General features: G+C 61.6%; 23 protein-coding genes. 13 read left to right on the top strand and 10 right to left on the bottom strand.

The window, feature by feature from the left end; all coding sequences use genetic code 11:
• Positions 1-112 precede the first annotated feature (112 nt).
• Both HX823_RS20510 and HX823_RS20505 read left to right on the top strand, forming a co-directional pair.
• On the top strand, positions 113-520 hold the full coding sequence (locus HX823_RS20510) for an NUDIX domain-containing protein (protein ID WP_038842280.1): 408 nt from the start codon (positions 113-115) through the stop codon (positions 518-520).
• Positions 517-1,020 (top strand): GNAT family N-acetyltransferase, encoded by a 504-nt coding sequence (locus HX823_RS20505; RefSeq protein ID WP_177076330.1) that lies wholly within the window; start codon positions 517-519, stop codon positions 1,018-1,020. Before HX823_RS20510 ends, HX823_RS20505 begins: the two co-directional genes overlap by 4 nt.
• Here the strand turns inward: HX823_RS20505 and metR are convergent.
• Entirely contained in the window at positions 1,017-1,934 is a 918-nt protein-coding gene (metR, locus tag HX823_RS20500) for a transcriptional regulator MetR (protein ID WP_033896390.1), read from the bottom strand. The two genes, HX823_RS20505 and metR, sit on opposite strands and share 4 nt — an antisense overlap.
• A 194-nt stretch (positions 1,935-2,128) precedes the next feature.
• Between metR and HX823_RS20495 the strand changes: the two genes are divergently transcribed.
• The 5 genes from HX823_RS20495 (at position 2,129) to HX823_RS20475 (ending at position 5,741) form a co-directional block, all read left to right on the top strand.
• Positions 2,129-3,148: an alpha/beta fold hydrolase gene (locus HX823_RS20495; RefSeq protein WP_177076328.1), complete on the top strand. Its 1,020-nt coding sequence runs from the start codon at positions 2,129-2,131 to the stop codon at positions 3,146-3,148.
• Between the two features lie 55 nt (positions 3,149-3,203).
• Positions 3,204-3,857, top strand: coding sequence for a DsbA family oxidoreductase (locus HX823_RS20490; RefSeq protein WP_038842289.1), 654 nt, complete (start codon positions 3,204-3,206; stop codon positions 3,855-3,857).
• 185 nt (positions 3,858-4,042) lie between these two features.
• The gene (locus tag HX823_RS20485) at positions 4,043-4,963 is read left to right on the top strand and encodes an arginase (protein WP_177076326.1); all 921 of its coding nucleotides are present in this window, start codon (positions 4,043-4,045) and stop codon (positions 4,961-4,963) included.
• Complete coding sequence (locus HX823_RS20480) at positions 4,960-5,340, top strand: transporter (RefSeq protein WP_016977488.1); 381 nt, start codon at positions 4,960-4,962, stop codon at positions 5,338-5,340. Before HX823_RS20485 ends, HX823_RS20480 begins: the two co-directional genes overlap by 4 nt.
• Entirely contained in the window at positions 5,337-5,741 is a 405-nt protein-coding gene (locus tag HX823_RS20475; RefSeq protein ID WP_016977487.1) for an EamA family transporter, read from the top strand. The genes HX823_RS20480 and HX823_RS20475 overlap by 4 nt, the downstream gene beginning before the upstream one ends.
• Before the next feature lie 92 nt (positions 5,742-5,833).
• Here HX823_RS20475 and HX823_RS20470 read toward each other — a convergent pair whose 3' ends face one another.
• The gene (locus tag HX823_RS20470) at positions 5,834-6,700 is read right to left on the bottom strand and encodes a fatty acid desaturase (RefSeq protein WP_177076324.1); all 867 of its coding nucleotides are present in this window, start codon (positions 6,698-6,700) and stop codon (positions 5,834-5,836) included.
• A gap of 55 nt (positions 6,701-6,755) precedes the next feature.
• A complete protein-coding gene (locus HX823_RS20465) occupies positions 6,756-7,526 on the bottom strand; it encodes a MipA/OmpV family protein (protein ID WP_177076322.1) in 771 nt (256 codons plus the stop codon).
• 228 nt (positions 7,527-7,754) lie between these two features.
• On the opposite strand from HX823_RS20465, the gene HX823_RS20460 reads away from it, so the two are divergent.
• The 6 genes from HX823_RS20460 to HX823_RS20435 are packed head-to-tail and all read left to right on the top strand — an operon-like array spanning position 7,755 to position 15,004.
• Entirely contained in the window at positions 7,755-8,456 is a 702-nt protein-coding gene (locus HX823_RS20460) for an MtnX-like HAD-IB family phosphatase (RefSeq protein WP_177076320.1), read from the top strand.
• Entirely contained in the window at positions 8,449-9,843 is a 1,395-nt protein-coding gene (locus tag HX823_RS20455) for an aspartate aminotransferase family protein (RefSeq protein WP_016977483.1), read from the top strand. Before HX823_RS20460 ends, HX823_RS20455 begins: the two co-directional genes overlap by 8 nt.
• Positions 9,840-10,706: an alpha/beta fold hydrolase gene (locus tag HX823_RS20450; RefSeq protein WP_177059396.1), complete on the top strand. Its 867-nt coding sequence runs from the start codon at positions 9,840-9,842 to the stop codon at positions 10,704-10,706. Before HX823_RS20455 ends, HX823_RS20450 begins: the two co-directional genes overlap by 4 nt.
• Before the next feature lie 17 nt (positions 10,707-10,723).
• Positions 10,724-11,848: a GNAT family N-acetyltransferase gene (locus HX823_RS20445; RefSeq protein WP_177076319.1), complete on the top strand. Its 1,125-nt coding sequence runs from the start codon at positions 10,724-10,726 to the stop codon at positions 11,846-11,848.
• A complete protein-coding gene (locus HX823_RS20440; RefSeq protein ID WP_177076317.1) occupies positions 11,848-13,617 on the top strand; it encodes a HAMP domain-containing sensor histidine kinase in 1,770 nt (589 codons plus the stop codon). Before HX823_RS20445 ends, HX823_RS20440 begins: the two co-directional genes overlap by 1 nt.
• On the top strand, positions 13,607-15,004 hold the full coding sequence (locus HX823_RS20435) for a sigma-54 dependent transcriptional regulator (protein ID WP_038847827.1): 1,398 nt from the start codon (positions 13,607-13,609) through the stop codon (positions 15,002-15,004). The genes HX823_RS20440 and HX823_RS20435 overlap by 11 nt, the downstream gene beginning before the upstream one ends.
• Here the strand turns inward: HX823_RS20435 and HX823_RS20430 are convergent, their stop codons facing one another.
• From HX823_RS20430 to HX823_RS20400, 7 genes are all read right to left on the bottom strand, one after another.
• The gene (locus HX823_RS20430) at positions 15,005-15,343 is read right to left on the bottom strand and encodes a GlpM family protein (protein WP_033896402.1); all 339 of its coding nucleotides are present in this window, start codon (positions 15,341-15,343) and stop codon (positions 15,005-15,007) included.
• Positions 15,343-16,692, bottom strand: a complete 1,350-nt coding sequence (locus tag HX823_RS20425) for a sigma-54 dependent transcriptional regulator (protein ID WP_016977477.1) — start codon at positions 16,690-16,692, stop codon at positions 15,343-15,345. The genes HX823_RS20430 and HX823_RS20425 overlap by 1 nt, the downstream gene beginning before the upstream one ends.
• Complete coding sequence (locus HX823_RS20420) at positions 16,689-18,590, bottom strand: sensor histidine kinase (protein WP_177076315.1); 1,902 nt, start codon at positions 18,588-18,590, stop codon at positions 16,689-16,691. Before HX823_RS20420 ends, HX823_RS20425 begins: the two co-directional genes overlap by 4 nt.
• Positions 18,591-18,657: 67 nt before the next feature.
• Positions 18,658-19,392, bottom strand: coding sequence for an amino acid ABC transporter ATP-binding protein (locus tag HX823_RS20415; protein WP_038847832.1), 735 nt, complete (start codon positions 19,390-19,392; stop codon positions 18,658-18,660).
• Positions 19,389-20,060: an amino acid ABC transporter permease gene (locus HX823_RS20410; RefSeq protein WP_010212763.1), complete on the bottom strand. Its 672-nt coding sequence runs from the start codon at positions 20,058-20,060 to the stop codon at positions 19,389-19,391. Before HX823_RS20410 ends, HX823_RS20415 begins: the two co-directional genes overlap by 4 nt.
• A complete protein-coding gene (locus HX823_RS20405; protein WP_010212762.1) occupies positions 20,060-20,806 on the bottom strand; it encodes an amino acid ABC transporter permease in 747 nt (248 codons plus the stop codon). Before HX823_RS20405 ends, HX823_RS20410 begins: the two co-directional genes overlap by 1 nt.
• Positions 20,807-21,000: 194 nt before the next feature.
• Positions 21,001-21,927: a glutamate/aspartate ABC transporter substrate-binding protein gene (locus HX823_RS20400; protein ID WP_038847834.1), complete on the bottom strand. Its 927-nt coding sequence runs from the start codon at positions 21,925-21,927 to the stop codon at positions 21,001-21,003.
• Positions 21,928-21,963 lie beyond the last annotated feature (36 nt).

Genomic DNA, 21,963 nt, shown 5'->3' with positions numbered 1-21,963 from the left:
CATGTGTGTGTGGGTTGAAAGCGTTCAAACGGCGCGCTGGAGGGCTACCCGTTCAGTTGATTGCGGCTGATGTGCATGGGATCCTTGGTGACTTTTTCCAGGCGTAGATGTCATGTCCACCACAATCCGTATTGCCGCTGCCCTTTTGATCGGTAGCGATGGCCAGACTTTGCTGGTGCGCAAGCGCGGCACCCAGGCCTTCATGCAACCCGGCGGCAAGATCGACGCTGGCGAGCAGCCTGCCGAGGCCTTGGCCCGTGAGCTGCACGAAGAGCTGAACCTGCTTATCGAGCCAAGCGCTGCGGTCTATCTTGGGAAGTTTTCCGCACCTGCGGTCAACGAGCCGGGTTTCACCGTGGAAGCCGAGCTGTTCCAGGTGCAGATCGATGTGGCGGTCACGCCAGCTGCCGAGATTGAAGAAGTGCGCTGGATCGACCCGGCCGGTGACGGCGGCCTGCAATTGGCCCCGTTGACGCGGGACCTGATCCTGCCGTTTTACCGTGCCTCGCTGACGGCATGATCATTCGCCCGCTGGTGGTCAGCGATGCCGAGGCGTATCGGGCGTTGATGTTGGAAGCCTATGGCGTCTATCCCCAGGCGTTCACCTCCAGCGTGGCGGAGCGCGCAGCCATGCCGCTGAGTTGGTGGGAAAAACGCTTGAGCAGTCCGTTGGATTGCTTGCTCGGTGCGTTTGCCGAGGATGAGCTGGCCGGCATTGTCGGCCTGGCGTTTGAGCCGCGAGAGAAAGCGCGGCACAAGGTGACTCTGTTCGGCATGTACGTGAATGCAGGCCACCAACAACAAGGCTTGGGCCGGCAACTGGTGGAAGCGGCACTGGATGAAGCGCGCAAACAGCCGCGGCTCAAAGTGATCCAACTGACGGTCACCGCCGGCAATGACGCCGCCTTCGCCCTGTACCAACGCTGCGGCTTCATCCAATACGGCCTGGAGCCGCTGGCGGTGCGGGTCGGTGTGGATTATTTCGACAAGATCCACATGTGGCGCGAGCTGACGCGCTAGCGCACTGCGCTGACCCCATCCAGGGTGGAAAACGACGTGTCCTTGGCCGTCAGCAGGAAGTCGCGCATGTAGGGCGCATCCAGCATGTCCGCACGAATCCCGGCATACAGCGTGGCAAACAAACCTTTTTCACCCAGGCGCTTGGCCTTCACGTAGCCACGCGAGCTGTACTCATGCAGCGCCCAATGGGGCATGCCGCACACGCCACGGCCGCTGGCCACCAGCTGCATCATCATCACCGACAGCTCGGACGTACGCACCTGCGCCGGTTCCACATCGGCGGGTTCGAGGAAGCGGGTGAAGATATCCAGGCGGTCGCGTTCCACCGGGTAGGTGATCAGGGTTTCGGTCAACAGGTCTTCGGGCACGATGTACGCCTTGGTTGCCAGCGCATGCTGGTTGGCGACGGCGAGCATGGCTTCGTAGGTGAACAGCGGCACGTAGGTGATGCCTGGCAGTTCCAGCGGGTCGGAGGTCACCACCAGGTCCAGGTCGCCACGGGCCAGCGCCGGCAGCGGCGCGAAAGCGAAACCGGAGGCCAGGTCCAGCTCAACCTCCGGCCATGCATCGCGGAATTGGTCGATGGTCGGCATCAGCCACTGGAAGCAGCTGTGGCATTCGATTGCCATGTGCAGGCGTCCGGCGGTGCCGCCTGCCAGTCGCGCTATGTCACGCTCGGCGCCGCGCAGCAGCGGCAGGGTGGCGTCGGCCAGTTGCAGCAGGCGCAGGCCGGCGCTGGTGAAGCGCAGCGGCTTGGTTTTGCGCACGAACAGCGGCATGCCCAGGCGCTCTTCCAACTCTTTGAACTGGTGGGACAGCGCCGACTGCGTCAGGTGCAGGCGTTCGGCGGCTTCCACCAGGCTGTCGGCCTCGCGTAACGCGTGCAGGGTCTTGAGGTGACGGATCTCGAGCACGGGCTCTCCATGAATATAATTTGTGACGAATTCGAATGGCGTGAGTTTGTCTCATGTTGGCCTGCCTGTCGATAAGCAGGTCGACAATGACCGCTGGGCACTCTTCATCAAACTGTCACGCAACTGTGGCAGCGCGCTTGAACAAACTTCATCAGACTCGCGCTCTACTGGGGTTCTGCGTTTCGGTGTTTTTCATGCGCGTGTTGCTTTTACTGGCCGCTCTATTGTTCGGCCTGCCGTCTTTTGCGGCTTCTCGATGTGACGTCAATGTCCCGACCCAAACGGTCGACCTGGCTCAGGTGAGCATCGCCTACCAGAGCATCGGCCGTGCGTCCGACCCGGCGTTGCTGCTGGTGATGGGCCTGGGCGGGCAGTTGATCCACTGGCCGGATGAAGTGGTGGTCGCCCTGTGCCAACAGGGTTTTCGGGTGATCCGCTACGACAACCGTGATGTCGGCCTGTCCACCTGGCGCCAGGCACCGGCCAACGCCAACCTGACCTTTGAAGTGCTGCGCTACAAGCTCGGCCTGCCGGTGGCGGCGCCTTACACGCTGACCGACATGGCTGATGACGCCATCGGCTTGATGGACGCGTTGCAGATCCAGCAATTCCACGTGCTCGGCGCGAGCATGGGCGGCATGATCGCCCAGCACCTGGCGGCCATGGCGCCGCAGCGGGTCGAGAGCCTCACGCTGATCATGACCAGCTCCGGTGCCGAAGGCTTGCCGGCGCCGAATGCGGCGTTGGTGCAACTGCTGTCACGGCGCAGCGCGCCGAGCCGTGAAGTGGCGCTGGAGCAGCAGGCCGATCTACTGGCGGCCCTGGGCAGCCCGAACGTGACGGATGATCGCCAGGCGCTGTTGCACCAAGCGGCGCTGTCCTACGACCGCGCCTTCAACCCGGACGGCGTGAAGCGCCAGATCATGGCGATCCTTGCCGAACCCAGCCGCGTACCGTTGCTCAACCAACTGCGCGTACCGACCCTGGTGGTGCACGGCACCGCCGACCCGCTGTTGCCGGTGATGCATGGCGTGCACCTGGCGGCGCATATCCAGGGCAGCCAGTTGAAGCTGATTCCCGGCATGGCCCATCGTTTCCAGGAAGCGTTCAAGGCGCCGCTGCTGACGGCGGTGTTGCCGTACCTGCAAGCCCATCGCCAAGACGCGGCGCATTGGGCGCAGATTGACCTGGGCGAGCCTTCGAAGGTCTTGTGACATTGGTGTATCGTGCAACCTTTGTGGCCCATTTGCGCCTGCGAGGTTGCCTGTCATGAGTACTCCCCTGAAAATCGATTTCGTCAGCGACGTGTCCTGCCCATGGTGCATCATCGGCCTGCGTGGACTGACCGAGGCCCTCGACCAACTGGGCGCCGACGTCCAGGCCGAGATCCATTTCCAGCCGTTCGAGTTGAACCCGAACATGCCTGCCATCGGTCAGAACATCGTCGAGCACATCACCGAAAAATACGGCTCCACCGCCGAGCAATCCCAGGCCAACCGCGAGCGTATCCGCGACCTGGGCGCCGGCTTGGGCTTCGCGTTCCGCACTGACGGCCAAAGCCGCATCTACAACACCTTCGACGCGCATCGCCTGTTGCATTGGGCCGGGCTGGAAGGCTTGCAGTACAACCTCAAGGAAGCGCTGTTCAAGGCGTATTTCACGGATGGCCAGGACCCGTCCGATCACGCCACCCTGGCGATCATCGCCGAAAGCGTCGGCCTGGATATCCAGCGTGCGGCCGAGATTCTCGCCTGCGATGAATACGCCGCTGAAGTGCGCGAGCAAGAGCAACTGTGGATCTCCCGTGGCGTGACCTCGGTGCCGACCATCGTCTTCAACGACCAGTACGCCGTCAGCGGCGGCCAGCCGGCGGAAGCCTTTGTGGGGGCGATCCGCCAGATCATCAACGAAGCGAAAAACTAAAGCCGATCACGGTTCAAAATGTGGGAGCGGGCTTGCTCGCGAATGCAGTGTGTCAGCCAAGTATTCAATGACTGACACACCGCATTCGCGAGCAAGCCCGCTCCCACATTGGTCAGTCACCGTCTTCAAGAGTTGTGCTGGCCCGCCCCTTGCATTGACCCCCTAAAGCCTTAGGGGACACTGCCTTGAATATTCTTGACCTCGACCACAGCCTCACCGGCCAGGCACCGATTGCCCGGCGTCTGGCCAGCGGCCGTGCCACGCGTATCGACCTGCTGGACCTGGGCCCCAAGCTGCGCCTGTGGTCCACTGAAAAAACCTGGAAGCGTTTCGCCGAGCGCCTCGCCCAACGGCCCCGGCCCACCGATGCGCGCCCGGAAATCCTGTTTGTCGGTTCCGGTGACTATCACCACCTCACCCCGGCCTTCCTCGCCGACCTGAAAGAACCCATCAGCCTGATCCACTTCGACAACCACCCCGACTGGGTGCGCTTTGCGCCCAAGCGTCATTGCGGATCGTGGGTCAATCGCGCGCTGAAGATGCCGGCGATCAAACGTATCGTCACCCTCGGCCCTTGCAGCGATGACCTGCACAACCCGCAACTGCGCGGTGGCAACCTTGGGGCGCTCAAGCGCGGGCACTTGCAGCTGTTTCCCTGGCAGCATCCACCGTCGAAAGTCTGGGGCCGGGTAGGGGACGGCGCCGGTCACCAGCAGCAGGAAGATCACCTGTACTGGCGCAACCTGGCCGAGCTGGATTGGGCGCAATTCCTCGATCAGATGATCACCAGCCTGCCCACTGAAGCGATCTGGATCACCATCGACAAAGACGTGCTCGCCAGCGAAGATGCGGCCACCAACTGGGACCAGGGCGGCATGCGCCTGACCCATCTGCTGCAAGCCCTGCGGGCCTTGGCTGCGCGCAAACGCATCATCGGCATCGACGTGTGCGGCGAGTTCGCCACGCCCGCCTTCAGCAATGCGTTCAAGCGTTGGGAAGCCAAGTCAGACCAGCCACCGCCCGAGCGCTGGAGCGCGGAAGATCTGCAGCGTAATGCGGCCACCAATGAAGCCCTGATCGACCTGTTTGAGGAGCTGTTCCCGTGACGTTGACCGTGGTGTTGCTGGTGGCGTTTTCCATCGTGCTCGATGTGATCGGCCAGCTGTGTTTCAAGATCGGCCTGGACCGGTTGCCCGAGTTGGACGGCGGTTTTCGCCTGAATGCGTTCTGGGGCCAGGTGTTCAATGCACCGTTGCTGTGGGCCGGGATCGGTGCCTATGCCGTCGAGTTCTTCGTATGGCTTGAAGCGTTGTCCCGTGCGCCGTTGAGCCTGTTGTTCCCGGCTGCGGCGCTGGCCTATTGCGGCGTGGTGCTGGCGGGCAAGGTGGTGCTGGGCGAAACCGTCAGCCGCCGCCGTTGGCTTGGCACGCTGGTGATCACCTTGGGTGTGATGTTGGTGGCGATTGCAGGGAGTCAGGCATGAGTACGCAAACCATGAATAACGGATGGCTGCATGGGCGCCTCGGCACGGTGGTGCTGTGGGCCTTGTTGATCTGTACCGAAAGCGCTGGTCAGCTGTTTACCAAAGTGGCTGGCGATCAACTGGGGCAGATGGATTTGAGCTGGCAATGGCTGGCGGACGTGGCGCGCAACCCTGGGATTCTGGCGGCGATCGCCAGCTACATCGGCGCGTTTTTCGTGTGGATGCTGATCCTGCGGCGCAGCAGCCTGTCCCTGGCGTTTCCGCTGAGTTCACTGGTGTTTGTGGTGGTGTTGCTGGGGTCGTGGCTGGGGCTGGGGGAACATATCAGCCCGCTGCACTGGGTAGGGGTGGCGGTGATTATCGCCGGCATCGCCCTGCTGGCCGAAGGCGAAGAAAACTGATCACTTTGGTCTGGTTTGATTTGATTGTTGTGGTGAGCGGGCTTGCCTCGCGCGAGGCAAGCTCGCTCACCACAAAATCCCGGTTTTCAGCCCTAGTTGTTGCGGTGCGCTACCAGAAAGCCCAACCCGTGTGACACGGGAAGCTGCTTGACCCCCGCCTCACGCTGCTGCTCGGCAATCTCCCGATGAAACGCCTTCACTTGGGTCCAGTGCATCTTCGGCCGGTAGTGGTGCTCGGCGTGGTAGCCATTGTTCATCCAGATCAGGTTGTAGAGCACGCTGTAGGAACTCACGCCCCAGGCAATCGGCAGGTCCGGGTTGCCGCCGAAGTGTTCGTAGTAGCCATTGAGCGATGACAGGCACTGGCCCAGGTACCAGAACGGCAACAGCCACAACACCGCCTGCCAGTTGTAGAACGCCAGGGCGATATAGAACGCTACCGTCACGCCGATCTCAACCTTGACCCAGCGCGCATCTGCCGGGCGCTTGCGCTTCATCTCGTGGTAGAACGGCTTGGGATCGTCGCGGAAAAAACTCAGGAAAGTGTAAGCCCACGGATTTTCCGGCTGGCCATTGTGGCCGCGCTGGTAGATCGACAGCGGGTCGATGGTTTTACCGTCCGGGCCCGGCAGGTCGGCGTTGCCACGGTGATGGCTGTTGTGGATATCGCGGTAGAGCGTCTGGGAAAAGCCGATGGTCACCGACAGCAGCAGATCGAACGCCCGGTTCATCGCACGATGGGTGAAGTAGGCGTTGTGGATCTGGTTGTGGGAGATGCTGTTGATGCTCCACGACAGACTCACCGAGTAGACCAGCGCCAGGGGCACCAGCGCCCACCAGCTCAGGCTGTGGAACGCGGTGACCAGCCAGATGACAAAAGCGAAATGCGCCAGGCCCAGGGCGATGGGCACCAGGTCCCAGAGCGAGTGGTGCAGCAGGCGGTAAGCGGGGCGAGCCATGAAGAGTGTCCTGGAAAAATGGATTCCAGGACCTCATTGCAAACCCCAGACCAACCTAATCGAACTTGTAGCTGATGGCCGTCTGCACCTGGCCCTGGTTCACGTCGCCGGTCTGCCGCACGATGCTGCTGTCGGCCGCCGAGCCGACCAGGTGAACCCAGCTGGCGCTGGTCAGCAGCGACCATTTTTCGGCCAGGGGAAACTCGAAACTCTGGGTCAGCGTCAGGTTCTGGAAGCCGCCGCTGGCGTTGTAGGGGCGAAAGCCGGTGGCGGCGGCCTCGTTGTCATCCACGCCGAAAAACGTGTTGGTCTGGCGCGCATCGGCGAAATGCGCGACCAGACCGCTGCTGCCGATAATCCCGCCACCCAGGGGGTAGCCCAGTTCGCCGCCGACTTTGCCCAGGGCACCGCTCTGCGAATGCCCCCCGCCCACGGCTTGCCCCAATTGCGCGTAGACCCGCCAGAAATCAGCCGGGGCGTATTGGATAAAACCACCGACTTCCGCCATGTCCGACACATTGCGCAGGCCCTGGAGATCGCCGTTGGACGTGCGGCCCGACAGGTAATTGATGTAGGGGCCGGCGGTCAAACCGTGGGTGTTGAGTGCGCTCCAGGTCAGGCCGTCATCGGTGCTCAGGCTGACATCGCCCCAGTCCAGGTCGAAGTAGGGAACGGGCCGCGTTTCGTAGCGGCTGCCGGTGGGGTCATGGGGCTGGTAGCTGACGCCTGCGCCGACTTCGCCGGTGATACCGCCGGCCTGAGCCGCGCTAGAAACGCTCCAGAGGCCCAGTAAACCGGCCAGTGCAGCGCAAGTGATCCTCAACATGGTCACTGTTCCTTGATTGATTACGTGCGCATGAACGCGCAAAGCATCCTTTCCACGCAAGCACTCATCTTGTTTGTAGCAAGCTACAAAAATTGTAGCTCCTGCGACACAAATTGCCCGCCATGCCAGGCAAAGCCCCAGCCCCGCTGGCTGTTGGCCAGTTGGCACACTCCCTGCTCTACCCCTTGTTGCAAGCGCATACAGCGCGCTCCTCCAAGGTAAACAACGATGATCCACTGGCATATCGTGTGTGACTTCGACGGGACCATTACCCCCACCGATGTCATCGACAACGTCCTCCAACGCTTCGCCGGCCCCGAGTGGGAAACCATCGAACAGGAATGGCTGGATGGGCATATCGGTTCACGCGAATGCCTGAGCCGCCAACTGGCGCTGATCAAGGCGACCCCCTCCGAACTGCTGGCGTATTTCGACAGCGTCGAGATTGACCCGGACTTCCCGGACTTCGTCGACCACGTCATGGGCCTGGGCGCAACCATCGAAGTGGTCAGCGACGGCATCGAGCAGGGCATCGCACGGATCCTGTCGCGCAACTACGTGACCTTGCTGCCGATCCTCGCCAACCGCCTGCGCCAAGTCGACCAGAACAGCTGGCGCATCGACTTCCCGTATTCCAGCGATGCCTGCCGCGCCGCCTCCGGCAACTGCAAGTGCAAGTCCACGCCGCGCAACAAGCGCGTGCTGGTGATCGGCGACGGCAAGTCGGACATGTGCGTGGCGTCCACCGCCGACTTCGTGTTCGCCAAGGGCAGCCTCGCCAAGTACTGCGAAGCCAACCACATTCCTCACGCACGCTTCGACACCTTTGCCGAACTGCCTGCGCTGCTGGCCCGACTGCCACAAGGCATCGCCGCCAACGCCACCTCCTTTACTGCTGCTGACAATCAGGAACTCTTCCACCATGTCTGATATCCGTATCGCTACCGCCGAAGACCAGATCCTTCTCGATAAAGAAGCCAAATACTGCTCCTACGGCGACACCGTCCACTACATCGAGCCGCCGCGCATTTTCAGCCGTTGCGAAGGCTCCTACGTGTGGGACACCGAAGACCAGGCCTACCTTGACCTGCAGATGTGGTACTCGGCGGTCAACTTCGGCTACGCCAACCCGCGCCTCAACAACGCGCTGAAACAGCAGATCGACACCCTGCCGCAGATCGCCAGCCAGTACCTGCACAAGGGCAAGATCGAGCTGTCGGAAATGATCGCGGTCGACGCCAAGAAGAAATTCGGCCTCGACGGTCGCGTGCACTTCAACGTCGGCGGTTCGCAGTCCATCGAAGACTCCCTGAAGGTGGTGCGTAACGCCACCAACGGCAAGAGCCTGATGTTCGCCTTCGAAGGCGGCTACCACGGGCGTACCCTCGGCGCGTCGTCGATCACCTCCAGTTACCGCTACCGTCGGCGCTACGGCCACTTCGGCGAGCGCGCGCAGTTCATCCCGTTCCCGTATCACTTCCGTGGCCCTAAAGGCATGACCAAGGAAGAGTACGGCAGCCACTGCGTGCAGCAATTCGCCCGCCTGTTCGAGACCGAATACAACGGTGTGTGGGACCCGAAAGTCGGTTCCAGCGAATACGCTGCGTTCTACGTCGAGCCGATCCAGGGCACTGGCGGCTACGTGATCCCGCCGATGAACTTCTACCGTGAGTTGAAGCATGTGCTGGATCAGCACGGCATCCTGATGGTCTCCGACGAGATCCAGATGGGCTTCTACCGCACCGGCAAACTGTGGTCGATCGAGCACTTCGACGTGCAACCGGACGTGATTGTGTTCGGCAAGGCGCTGACCAACGGCCTCAACCCACTGGGCGGCATCTGGGCCCGTGAAGAGTTGATCAACCCGAAGATCTTCCCACCTGGTTCGACCCACTCCACCTTCGCCTCCAACCCATTGGGCACGGCGGTAGGCCTGGAAATGTTCAAGATGACCAACGAAGTCGACTACGGCGCGATGGTCATGGCCAAGGGCAAGTTCTTCCTCGAAGGCCTGCAAGACCTGCAGAAGCGTTTCCCGATCATCGGCGACGTCGACGGCCTGGGCCTGGCCCTGCGCTGCGAAATCTGCGGCCCGGATGGTTTTACGCCGGACAAGGCGACCCTGGACTACATGGTCGAAGAAGGCATGAAGGGCGACATGGTGGTGGACGGTCAGAAACTCGGTTTGATCCTCGACGTGGGCGGTTACTACAAAAACGTGATCACCCTGGCACCGTCCCTGGAAATCAGCTACCCGGAAATCGAACTGGGCCTGAAGCTGCTTGAGCAACTGCTGGTGCGGGCGACCAACCGGTGAACACAGCAGAGATCGACCTCGGTGAAGGTACTGCCGGCTTCGTTCTCGGTGATGGTCCGGTCGGGATCCTGTTGATCCACGGCCTGACCGGCACCCCGACGGAATTGCGCCAGGTCGCCAAGGGCCTGGCCAAGGTGGGCAATTGCACGGTGTACGTGCCCACCCTGGCCGGGCACTGCGGGGACAACAGCGACCTGCAAGCCACCGGCTGGCGCGACTGGTACGAAGGCGTGCGCAAGACGTTCGTCGGTGTGAAACAGCGCCATGAGCAGGTGTTTGTCGGTGGTTTGTCCATGGGCGCGGTGATGTCGATGTACGTGGCCGCCGAGCATCCTGGGCAAGTCGCTGGGCTGCTGATGTATTCCACCACTCTGAAGTACGACGGTTGGAGTATCAACAAGCTGGCGTTCCTCACGCCGTTGCTGATGAAAATCCCCTTCGGCGTGCACATCTGCCGCTTCGAAGAGAAGCCGCCGTACGGCATCAAGAATGAACGCCTGCGCGGCATCGTCGAGCGGCAGATGAAAGAGGGCGAGAGCAGCGAGGCGGGCTTGCTGACCATGGAGGGCATCACCGTGCGCGAGCTGCACCGGATGAACGCCGTGGTCAAGAAGCGCATGCCGCAGGTCAAGGTGCCGGCGTTGGTGTTGCACTCCATCGAGGACGACATCACCAGCCGTTGGAACGCTGACTATGTGGAACGCCACCTCGGTGGCCCGGTGACCAAGATCCTGCTGGACAACTGCTACCACATGATCACCGTCGACTTGCAATATCGCCGGGTGATCGAGTTGAGCGCGGAGTTTGTCGGGCAGCATGCCGAGTCCATTCCGGCCCCCCAAGATTATCGACAGCGGGCTTGAGCCTTAAGGAAACCCTTGTGATTACCGCCCAAGCCTTCCCGACCATCCGGGCCCTCCAGCGCAGTGCCTGGAACGACTGTTTCCCGGGTGCCCTGGAGGACTGGGACTATTACGTCGCCGTGGAAAACGCTGCTATCGATGATTTTCAGTGGCGTTACCTGGCGATTTACGACGATGGAACGCTGGTGGCTGTGGCGGCCGCGTTCATCACCCATTATCGCCTCGACACCACGGTGTCGGGCGCCGGCAAGCGCTTGACCGAGCGTGTGGAGCGACTGTGGCCGGGGCTTTTGCAACTGGGCCTGTATGCCCTCGGTTCCCCGGTGGCGGAGCGCTGCGACGTCGGTTTTGCCAGCAGTGTGGCGGATGCACGCCGCCCGCTGCTGCTCAAGCACCTGCTGGAAGCCGCGCGCCAGGATGCCGATGACTTCGGTATCGGCCTGGTGGCGGTCAAGGACGCACCGAGCAAAGACCCGCACTGGGTCGAGAGTTGCCGCGCGGCAGGCTTCCAGAGCATGCCGAGTTTGCCCACGGGCGTGTTGCCGCTGCCCTACGGCTCGGTGGACGCCTACCTGGGTTCCCTGGGTAAATCCACACGCAAGGACCTGCGCCGCAAACTGCGCGCGCCGGGGCCGCGAGTGGAGTGGCGGCGCAATATCGACGACGTGCTGCCCGAGGTCATGCGCTTGTACGAGGCCACGCTGACGCGTGCCGAGTTGCAGTTCGAGCGGCTGCCCGCCGGCTACTTCACCGGTGTGCTCGAACGCCTTGATGAGCGGGCGGTCTGTGTTCTTTACTGGGTGGACGAGCAATTGGTGGCGTTCAACCTGATCCTGGTGGACGAACACCGGCTGGTGGACAAGTTTTTCGGGCATGACGTGGAATTCACCCGCGACTACAACCTGTACTTCCGTAGCTGGCTGACCAATGTCGACTACTGTATTCAACACAATATTGCCGTGTATGAGTGCGGCCAGGCCGGGTATGCCAGTAAGCTGCGCTTGGGCTGCGAGTTCCAGGGCAACAGCGTGTTTTTCCGCCACCGCAACCGGCTGGTCAACGGCCTGCTCAAGCTTGTGAAACTGTTTATTCGACCGGATCGTTCCGACCCTGCCATGGCTGCTGCGATAAGCGAAACCTGATGATCACCAAGACCCGCCAGAAAGCCCGCCCCTTTGCCATTTCGCGCTGGAGCGTCCAGCGCAAGCTGGTGCTGGCGTTCTGGTTGGTCAGCGTGATCCCCACCATGATCGCCGCCGAACTGGCGGCTACCACGCTGTCGCAGATCTTCGACAGCAACGTGCGCATCTGGCTGCAGGAGTCGACCAAGATCGTCAAGGATGAGATTGGCGACATCCTTCATGACAACGCGCGCATGGCCAAGCTGTTCCTGCGCTACACCAGCCCGCCGTCGAGCCGGCAAGCCGCCAAGCACGACCGCCTGACCGCCGACATTGCCGACGCCACCGACATCGATGTGGTGGCGCTGATCCGTATGAGCGACCACAAGCTGGTGTTCAGCACCGCCTCTGACGACATCGTCAAGCAGATCAGCCTGACCAGCAACGCGGTGTTGCAGACCGTGCAGGTGGCCGGGGTGAGCACGGGCGTTGTGGTGTCGACTTTTGAAACCACCCAGGACGGTGTCGATTACCTGCTGTTGGTCGCCACTTACCTGGACAGCAGTTTTCTCACCAGCGTGGCCGACGTGCATTCCCTCGACCTGCGCCTGTACCTGGCCAACCCCAATGGCTTCTCAGAGATTTTCTCGACCCAACGCTTTGAAGATCACCCGTCGCGCATCCCCAAGAACGTCGAAATCGCCATGCGCAGCACCAAGCAGCCGAGCGAACAGTTCACCAACAACTACAGCGGCTTGTACTGGCCGATCTTCAACGACGCCGGTGAGCTGCAAGGTGTGATCTTCAGTGGCTTGTTGCGCCATACCAGCCTGGTGGGGCTGGTAAACCAGAGCAATCTGTTCGTGCTGATTTTCCTGCTCAGTTCGGCGCTGTCGCTGGCGGCGGGGGTGTTGGTGTCGCGGCGCCTGACCAAGCCGCTGCGGGACTTGTCCCAAGGCGTGAGCGCGGTGATTTCCGGCGACTACGCGCACCGCGTGGTGGTCAGCGGTGGCGACGAACTGGCGCAGTTGAGCAGTACCTTCAACCACATGACCGAGCGGCTGGGCGAGTTGCATCACCTTGAAGCCCAGCTGCGTCGACGTGATCGCCTGCATGCCCTGGGTGAAGTCGCCATGGGCCTGGCCCACGAAATCCGCAACCCGCTGGGCATCATCAAGACGGCGACGCAGCTGCTGCACCGCCGCGCCGACCTGGCGGAAACCGACAAGCGCCATTTGGAATACGTGGTCAGCGAGGTCAGCCGCATCAACGACCTGATCACCGAATTCCTCGACTTTGCCAAGCCCAACCCGCCGTTGCGCGTCTTGTTGCCGGCGCGCCCGCTGGTGGAGGAAATCCTCGGCTTCTGCGCACCGGAACTGGCCACCCATAACATCGACGCGCACATCGACGACCAGGCCCCCGGAGCGACGATCTACGCGGATGCCAAGCAGCTCAAGCAGGCGTGCCTCAACCTGATTCTCAACGCCATCGACGCGATGCCCGAAGGCGGGCGCCTGACCCTGGGCATTCGCGCGGAAGGCGAGAACACGCTGATCAGTATCACCGACACCGGCCAAGGCATTCCGGCGGACATGATCGAGCGCATCTTTACGCCATTTGTCACCACCAAGGCGTCGGGCACCGGTTTGGGCCTGGCCAAAGTCTATTCGATCATGGAAAGTCACGACGGCAGCATCGAATGTGCCAGTGAGAAAGATGCCGGCGCCACCTTCAGCCTGTACATTCCGGCGAGTGGCGAAGACGACGAGGACAGTCATGACGCATAACATTCTGGTAGTCGACGACGAACCCAAACTCTGCGACCTGCTGGCCTCGGCCCTGGGCCAGAACGACGTGCAGGTGTTTGTCGCCGGCAACGGCCTGCACGCGCTCAAGGTGCTGGAGCAGGAAGACATTGACCTGGTGATCAGCGACTGGCGCATGCCCGGCATGGACGGGCCGGCGCTGCTGGCCGAGATCAAGGTGCGCTACCCCCATGTGCCGGTGATCGTGATGACCGCCTACAGCACGGTGAAAAACGCCGTGCAGTCGATGCGCAACGGCGCCTACGACTACATCGCCAAGCCGTTTGATATCGACGAGCTGGACATCACCGTGGCCAAGGCCCTGCAATTTCGCGACATCATGCGCGACAACGCACGCATGCGCGCCGAGCTGGACGAACACGCCCAGTTCGACAGCCTGGTGGGCGACAGCCCGGCGTTTCGCAAAGTGCTGCAAGCGGTGGACTCGGTGCGCGACAGCAGCGCTACCATCCTGCTGACCGGCGAAAGCGGTACCGGCAAGGAAATGGTTGCCCGTGCCATCCACAAGCATGGTAGTCGCGCCGACAAACCCTTCGTGGCGGTCAATTGCGCAGCCATTCCGGAAGGGTTGCTGGAAAGCGAAATGTTTGGCCATCGCAAGGGCGCGTTTACCGGCGCCGTGGCGGACCGGGTAGGGCGCTTCCAACAGGCCGACAAGGGCACGCTGTTTCTCGATGAAGTGGGCGACATGCCCCTGGCGTTGCAGGCCAAGATCCTGCGCGCGTTGCAGGAGCGGGTGATTGAGCCGGTGGGCGATCCCCGCGAACGCAAGGTCGATGTGCGCGTGATCGCCGCGACCAACAAAAACCTGCTGGAAGCGGTGGCCAACAAGGAATTTCGCGAAGACCTGTACTACCGCCTCAACGTGTTCCCGATTCCCCTGCCGTCCTTGCGCGAACGGGTGGAGGACATCGCGCCGCTGGCCCGTCATTTTGCCCAGACCCTCAGCGCCACGGCCGGCAAACGTATCACGGGCTTCAGCCCTGAGGCGTTGCAGGCCATGGCGGCGTATCACTGGCCTGGCAATATCCGAGAACTGCAAAACTGCGTGGAGCGCGCGACCATCGTGGCGGCGTCGCCGGTGATCGAAGATATCGACTTGCCGGGTTACCTGTTTGCTTCCAAGCCAAGCGAGGACGGTGTGACGGCGATCCTCAGCGATGGACCGGGCATTCCCCATGACCTGGATGCGGCGCTGGCGGAGGTGGAGAAGGCCTACATACTCGCGGCGTTGCAGGAGAGCAACGGCGTGCAGGCGGCGGCGGCAGCGAAGATCGGAATTTCGGAGCGCAGCTTCTGGTACCGGCTGAAGAAGTTGGGCATCCAGGTCGACAAGATCGTGCGCTGATCAGGCGTGAACGCGGACCCACACGCTGACCAGCACCGTCGCGGCCATCAACCATGCTACTGCCGCCACGGCGAGTGACGCTTCCAACCGCATCCGATCGACCATCACATACAACGTCGCCAAATACACAAAGTACGGAATGATCGACCACATCCCGAACAGGATCGTGGTCTTCAAGTCGTCCACCGAACGGCCTTTGCCGACGATGTAGTGGGCGATCAAGGCAAAGGTCGGAAACAGCGGCACCAAGCCTGCGATGTAGTAATTCCTGGTCTTGGCCAGCGCGGCCAGAATCAATACCACGGCGGCGCCCAGGGCGGCTTTTAATAGCAGATCCATCAGTGGCTCAACCCGTATTTTTTGACTTTATCGAACAGTGTGGTCTTGGCCATCCCCAGTTCCTGGCTGGCCTGGGTCAGGTTGCCGCCGCTGCGCTGCAAGGCATCGTTGAGCAGGTTGCGTTCGAAGGCTTCCACCGCTTCGGTGAAGGCCAGGCCCTGGCTGCCGCTGCTGGCGCCGCTTTTCTTGAAGGCCGGCAGGCCCAGGGCAAAGCGTTCGGCGACGTTGCGCAGCTCACGCACGTTGCCCGGCCAGTCGTGGCTCATCAGGCTCGACAGGGTCTGGTTGTCCAGCTCCGGCACACTGCGGTCGAAACGCAGCGACGACTGCTGCAGGAAGTGTTCGAACAGTTGCAGGATGTCTTCACGGCGCTCGCGCAACGGTGGCAGTTCCAGGGTCACTACGTTGAGGCGGTAGTACAGGTCGCTGCGGAATTGGTTGGCGCGGCTCAGTTCGTCGAGGTCGGACTTGGTGGCGGCGATCACCCGGCAATCCACCGCCACGCTCTGGTTCGAACCCAGGCGTTCCAGGGTGCGCTCCTGCAACACCCGCAGCAGTTTGATCTGCAGGTTGATCGGCATGCTTTCCACTTCATCGAGGAACAACGTGCCTTCGTGGGCGTGTTCGATCTTGCCGATGCGGCGTTTGCCGGCACCGGTAAAGGCGTTTGCTTCGTGGCCGAAAATTTCGCTTTCGAACAGGTTCTCCGGCAGGCCGCCGCAGTTCAGGGCGACGAACTGGTGGGCGTGGCGCCGGCTGAAATCATGCAGGCAGCGCGCGACCAGTTCCTTGCCGGTGCCGGTCTCGCCTTCGATCAGCACGTTGGCCGAGGTGTCGGCCACATTGGCGATCAGTTCGCGCAGGTTCTGCATGGCCGGCGAGCGGCCGATGATGCGGCCTTCCAGTGAATCGCGCTCGGCCAGTTGGCGGCGCAGCGACCAGACTTCCCGCGCCAGCCCGCGCTGCTCCAGGGCGCGACGGGCCACGTCGACCAGGCGTTCGGGGGAGAAGGGTTTTTCCATGAAGTCATAGGCGCCGTTGCGCATGGCGCCGACGGCCATGGAGATATCGCCATGCCCGGTGATCAGCACCACCGGCAGGCTTTTATCCAAGGCCTTGAGGCGGGTGAGCAGCTCCAGGCCGTCAATGCCTGGCAAGCGGATGTCGCTGATCACGATGCCGGCGAAGTTCTCGCCGATGCGCTTCAACGCTTCTTCAGCGCTGCCCACGCCGACGCTGGGAATGTCTTCCAGGGCCAGCGCCTGCTGGCAGCCGAGCAGCACATGGGGATCGTCTTCGACGATCAGCACGGTGAGCTCGTCTTTGATGGCTTTAGCGTCTGTATTCATGTCGACTCAGCTTTTTGAGCGCCCGCCAACGGCAGGCACAAGACAAAGGCCGTTCCACCACTGGCCGGGTGCTCCACGGCAAGGTTGCCGCCGGTGGCCGCCGCAAGGCTCGCGGACAGCGTCAGGCCCAGGCCCAGGCCTTGCTCGCCGGGCTTGGTGGTGAAGAACGGTTCAAACAAATGCTTGCGCGCCTCGGCGTCGATACCGTGGCCATTATCGCGCACGTGCAGGCGGTATTTGCCCTCGCTGCTGCTGCCTTCCAGCCACAGCTCGGGCGCAGGCTGGGCCTGCATGGCGTCAAGGGCATTGCCGATCAGGTTGACCAGGATCTGCTCCAGGCGCGTCTGGTCGATTTGCAACTGGGCGGGGGAAAAGTCGCGGTGCAGGGTCAGCGGCAGGCTGTCCAGGCGTGCGCCGAGTACTTGGAAAGCCGCGTCGACCGCTTTGGCCAGGCTGGCCTCGCCCTGGTCATCGCCGCGCCGGGCGAAGGAACGCAGGCTGGCGGTGATGCGGCCCATGCGGTCGATCAGTTCGTTGATGGTCTTGAGATTGGCGCTGGCGGTGTCCAGGGCACCGCGCTCCAGGAAGCGCACAGTATTGCCGGACAAGGTGCGCAGCGCCGCCAGTGGCTGGTTCAATTCGTGGGCGATGCTGGTGGACATCTGGCCGATGGCCGCCAGTTTGCCGGCCTGCACCAGCTCATCCTGGGCGCGGCGCAGCGTTTCTTCGGCCTGGCGTCGTTCGCGGATCTGGCCTTTGAGCCGTTCGTTGCTGGCGCGCAGGTCGGCGGTGCGCTCGGCGATCCGCCGTTCCAACTGGCTGTTGGCTTCCTGAAGGGCTTCACGGGCGGCGAGGCGGGTGGCGATGACCTTACGCCGCTCGTTCCAGGCGATCAGCAAAAACGCGACCAGGCCAAACGCAACGGCCACCAGGATGCCCTGGTTGATCGCGGCGCGGCGCAGGTCATTGAGCGGAGTGAGCAGGGTGAAATTCCACGGCGTGTCATTCAAAGGACGCGTTTGCGCGAGGTAGCTGACTTCGTGCGCGTCATTGACCACTTCGCTGTTGGCCGGGAAGGTCAGCTTTTCGGTGCCTTCGTTGATACGCTCGCGGGCCAGGGGTTCCAGCTCGTTTAAGGTCGCCCAGTAATATTGCAGGCTGTGGGCCAGGCGATCCTTGGTGTCATCGCTCAGCGGGCGCACGGCCTTGAGGCGGCGGGCCGGGTCGCTGGAGAGGATGATGATGCCGTTCTCATCGCTCACAAAGGCTTCGAGGCGCGCGCGTTGCCAGCGTTCTTCCAAGGCTTCGAGGCGCACCTTGACCACGGCGACGCCGATGATCTTGCCGTGCTCTTCCAGGCCGTGGGCCAGGTAGTAGCCGGGTTCACCGTTGGTGCTTCCAATGCCGTAGAAACGGCCCGGCTGGCCGCGTACGGCGTTCTGGAAATAGGCGCGGAAGGACAGGTCTTCACCCTGGTAACTGTCGGCATCGCGCCAGTTACTGGTGGCCAGTACGCGGCCGGTGGTGTCCATCACGTAGATGGCCCGACTGCGACTGCGTCGGTTCAGGCCTTCGAGGTAATCGTTGACGGTCTTGCGGGTTTCCTGGTTCGGATCAGCCAGCAGCGTGGAGACGCTGGATTCCAGTTCCAGAAGGCTCGGCAGGTAGGTGTATTTGCTCAGTTCACTTTCGACAGTGCGGGCATGCAGCTCCAGCTGGCGTTCGCCGGTGTCGCTGAGGGTGCGGATGCCGTAGTACTCGCTGACCCAGAAGCCGATATAACCCAGGCCGATCATCAGGGCGATGATCAACGGTGGCAGGAACAGTTGGCGGATCAGGCGTGGTTTCACGGCAAGTGATGGCGGTGCGGCGCGAAATTGGTTGGGGTCGCATTTCATCACAGATGCCTTGGGTCAACCAGTTGTGGTGAAAGGGATTGGGCCCTTCACCACAACTGGGCAGTGCTTAGTGCTGCAGGATTTTCTCAAGGAAGTGCTGCGCGCGTTCGGAGCGAGCGCTGATGTCGCCGAAGAACTCTTCTTTCGGGCAGTCTTCGATGATCTTGCCGGCGTCCATGAAGATCACGCGGTCGGCCACTTTGCGGGCGAAGCCCATTTCGTGGGTCACGCACATCATGGTCATGCCTTCGTGGGCCAGTTGCACCATCACGTCGAGCACTTCGTTGACCATTTCCGGGTCCAGCGCCGAGGTCGGTTCGTCGAACAGCATGACGATCGGGTCCATAGCCAGGGCGCGGGCAATCGCGACACGTTGTTGCTGACCACCGGAGAGTTGGCCAGGGTGCTTGTGGGCGTGTGCCGACAGGCCGACGCGGTCGAGCAGTTGCAAGCCTTTCTTGGTGGCTTCTTCCTTGCTGCGGCCGAGCACCTTGATCTGCGCGATGGTCAGGTTCTCGGTGATGGTCAGGTGCGGGAACAGTTCGAAGTGCTGGAACACCATGCCCACGCGCGAACGCAGCTGCGGCAGGTTGGTCTTCGGGTCGGCAATCGAGGTGCCGTCCACTACAACATCGCCCTTCTGGAACGGTTCCAGCGCGTTGACGCACTTGATCAGGGTGGATTTGCCCGAACCGGACGGCCCGCACACCACGATCACTTCGCCTTTTTTAACCTCGGTGCTGCAATCGGTCAGCACCTGGAAGTCGCCATACCACTTGTTGATGTTCTTGATAGAGATCATACGGCAAACCTTTTTTGCAGACGCTTGACCAGCAGCGAGGCGGAAAAGCTGATGATGAAGTAGACGACACCGGCAAAGATCAGGAACTCGTTGGAGCGGCCGATGATGTCGCCGTTGGAGCGGGCGGAGTTGAGGAAGTCCACCAGGCCCACGGTGTAGACCAGCGAGGTGTCCTGGAACAGGATGATCGACTGTTGCAGCAGCAACGGGGTCATCTTGCGGAACGCCTGGGGCAGGATGATCAGGCGCATGGTCTGGCCATAGGTCATGCCCATCGCCTGTGCCGCCGCCATCTGGCCTTTGGGGATCGACTGCACGCCGGCCCGTACGATTTCGCAGAAGTACGCGGCTTCGAACATCATGAAAGCCACGACGCACGAGGTGAACGCACCGATCGGCGTGTCTTCGCCGGTGATCCAGCGCAACACGAACGGCACCGCCAGGTAGAACCAGGTGATCACCAGCAGCAGCGGGATCGAGCGGAAGTAGTTCACATAAGCGCCGGCAACGCGCGACAGCAGTTTGCTGGACGACAGGCGCATCAGCGCCAGGACCGTACCCAGCGCAATGCCGCCAACCACGCCCATGACCATCAACTGCAAGGTCATGACCATGCCGTTCCACAGGCCTGGAATAGCGGGGATGATGCCGCTGAAATCGAAGTCCATTATTTACCCCCCACGGAGATCAGGCCGGGCACTGCGACTTTCTTCTCGACCAGGCGCATGAGCAGCATCAGGCTCATGTTCAGGGTGAAGTAGATCAGCGTGGCCAGGGTGAAGGCTTCAAACAGATTGGCCGAGAACTCGGCGGTCTGTTTGGTTTGCGCCAGCAGTTCCATCAGGCCGATCAAGGACGCCACGGAGGAGTTCTTGAAGACGTTGAGGAATTCCGAGGTGAGCGGCGGAATGATGATCCGGTAGGCCTGTGGCAGCAGCACGTTCCAGTAGATCTGCGGCAGCTTGAAGCCCATGGCACGCGCGGCGGATTCCTGGCCACGTGGCAGCGCCTGGATGCCGGTACGCACTTGCTCACACACACGGGCGGCGGTGAACAGGCCCAGGCACACGACAACGCTCAGGTAGGCCGAGGTGGTCGGGTTGAGGTCTTGTTTGTACCAGTCCTGCAGGTTCTGCGGCAGCATGTCGGGTACCAGGAAGTACCAGATGAACAGCTGAACCAGCAGCGGCACGTTACGAAACAGTTCCACGTAGCAGGTCGCGATGCCCGATACGATGCGGTTTGGCACGGTGCGCATGACGCCCAGAATGGACCCCAGCAGCAAGGCGATAATCCATGCCACGACAGCGATGGCGATGGTCCAGCCCAAGCCGGCGATGTACCAGTCGAGATAAGTCTCGCTGCCCACGCCAGTGGACTTGAAGAACACGCCCCAGTCCCAGTTGTAATTCATTAGGGTCTCCCCTCGAAATCGATCGATGTACAAGCACCCGCTTGGGGAAGATCCTTTCCCGCCTGACGGTGAACGTCAGGCACACGCGATCGGCTCGAAAACCGCCAGGTCGAGTGTTCCACATTAAAGCCAGCAGGTAGTAACAGACGCCTGAGGGAGGGTTGGCTCCCTCAGGAGATAAGCTTAGTCAGGTATCAGATTTTTACGTCAGGCGCTGGCTTGTCGCTTGGGTTAGCGATCAGCTCCTTAACCTTTTCACTCATCGGGAAGTTCAGGTTCAGGCCTTTTGGTGGAATCGGGCTCTCGAACCACTTGCTGTAGATCTTGTTGATTTCGCCGGATTTGTACAGGGCAACGATGGCGTCATCGACGGCTTTCTTGAAGGCTGGGTCGTCTTTACGCACCATGCACGCGTAGGCTTCAAAGGATTGCGGCGTACCGGTGATGACCCAGTCGTCCGGCTTCTTGGCCTTGGCTTCTTCACCGGCCAGCAGGGCGTCGTCCATCATGAAGGCAACGGCACGGCCGCTTTCCAGCATTTGGAAGGACTCGCCGTGGTCTTTGGCGGAGATGACGTTCATGCCCATTTGCTTGTCGGCGTTCATCGCTTTGATGATGCGCTCGGACGTGGTGCCCGCAGTGGTCACGACGTTCTTGCCTTTCAGGTCAGCGAAGTCAGCGTAGGACGGCTTGCCATCCTTGTCTTTCTTGACCAGCAGACGGGTGCCGATTTCGAAGATGTTGACGGTGAAATCAACTTGCTGGGCGCGTTCGGCATTGTTGGTGGTGGAGCCGCACTCGAGGTCCGCGGTGCCGTTCTGGATCAGCGGAATACGGGTTTGCGACGTGACCAGGTTGTACTTGGCCTTCAGGTCGGGTTTGTTCAGGTCTTTTTTCAGTTGCTCGACGACGGCCAACTGAATGTCGTGGGAGTAGCCCACAGGTTTGCCCGAACCATCCGCGATGTAGGAAAACGGAATGGAGCTGTCGCGGTGAGCGAGAGTGATGGTGCCGGAGTCGTTGATCTTCTTCAGCGTGCCGGTGAGTTCGGCGGCGAAAACTGGAGTGCTGATCAGAGCAGCAGCGATAGCTGCGCCCAGAATATGGGGAACGATGCGCATCAATACTTCCTCGACATTTGTTTTTTTTATGAAGCC

This window comes from Pseudomonas sp. P7759, assembly GCF_013386445.1.
Taxonomy (GTDB): domain Bacteria; phylum Pseudomonadota; class Gammaproteobacteria; order Pseudomonadales; family Pseudomonadaceae; genus Aquipseudomonas; species Aquipseudomonas azotoformans_A.
This window is presented reverse-complemented; position numbering and strand designations above follow the sequence as displayed.

Coding starts and splice junctions, on each gene's coding strand:
- HX823_RS20510 (WP_038842280.1), top strand. CDS start 113: ATGTCCACCACAATCCGTATTGCCGCTGCCCTTTTGATCGGTAGCGAT.
- HX823_RS20425 (WP_016977477.1), bottom strand. CDS start 16,692: ATGAATACAGACGCTAAAGCCATCAAAGACGAGCTCACCGTGCTGATC.
- HX823_RS20410 (WP_010212763.1), bottom strand. CDS start 20,060: ATGGACTTCGATTTCAGCGGCATCATCCCCGCTATTCCAGGCCTGTGG.
- HX823_RS20415 (WP_038847832.1), bottom strand. CDS start 19,392: ATGATCTCTATCAAGAACATCAACAAGTGGTATGGCGACTTCCAGGTG.
- HX823_RS20400 (WP_038847834.1), bottom strand. CDS start 21,927: ATGCGCATCGTTCCCCATATTCTGGGCGCAGCTATCGCTGCTGCTCTG.
- HX823_RS20420 (WP_177076315.1), bottom strand. CDS start 18,590: ATGAAATGCGACCCCAACCAATTTCGCGCCGCACCGCCATCACTTGCC.
- HX823_RS20460 (WP_177076320.1), top strand. CDS start 7,755: ATGATCCACTGGCATATCGTGTGTGACTTCGACGGGACCATTACCCCC.
- HX823_RS20490 (WP_038842289.1), top strand. CDS start 3,204: ATGAGTACTCCCCTGAAAATCGATTTCGTCAGCGACGTGTCCTGCCCA.
- HX823_RS20430 (WP_033896402.1), bottom strand. CDS start 15,343: ATGGATCTGCTATTAAAAGCCGCCCTGGGCGCCGCCGTGGTATTGATT.
- HX823_RS20405 (WP_010212762.1), bottom strand. CDS start 20,806: ATGAATTACAACTGGGACTGGGGCGTGTTCTTCAAGTCCACTGGCGTG.
- HX823_RS20465 (WP_177076322.1), bottom strand. CDS start 7,526: ATGTTGAGGATCACTTGCGCTGCACTGGCCGGTTTACTGGGCCTCTGG.
- HX823_RS20475 (WP_016977487.1), top strand. CDS start 5,337: ATGAGTACGCAAACCATGAATAACGGATGGCTGCATGGGCGCCTCGGC.
- HX823_RS20435 (WP_038847827.1), top strand. CDS start 13,607: ATGACGCATAACATTCTGGTAGTCGACGACGAACCCAAACTCTGCGAC.
- HX823_RS20495 (WP_177076328.1), top strand. CDS start 2,129: ATGCGCGTGTTGCTTTTACTGGCCGCTCTATTGTTCGGCCTGCCGTCT.
- HX823_RS20470 (WP_177076324.1), bottom strand. CDS start 6,700: ATGGCTCGCCCCGCTTACCGCCTGCTGCACCACTCGCTCTGGGACCTG.
- HX823_RS20440 (WP_177076317.1), top strand. CDS start 11,848: ATGATCACCAAGACCCGCCAGAAAGCCCGCCCCTTTGCCATTTCGCGC.
- HX823_RS20505 (WP_177076330.1), top strand. CDS start 517: ATGATCATTCGCCCGCTGGTGGTCAGCGATGCCGAGGCGTATCGGGCG.
- HX823_RS20455 (WP_016977483.1), top strand. CDS start 8,449: ATGTCTGATATCCGTATCGCTACCGCCGAAGACCAGATCCTTCTCGAT.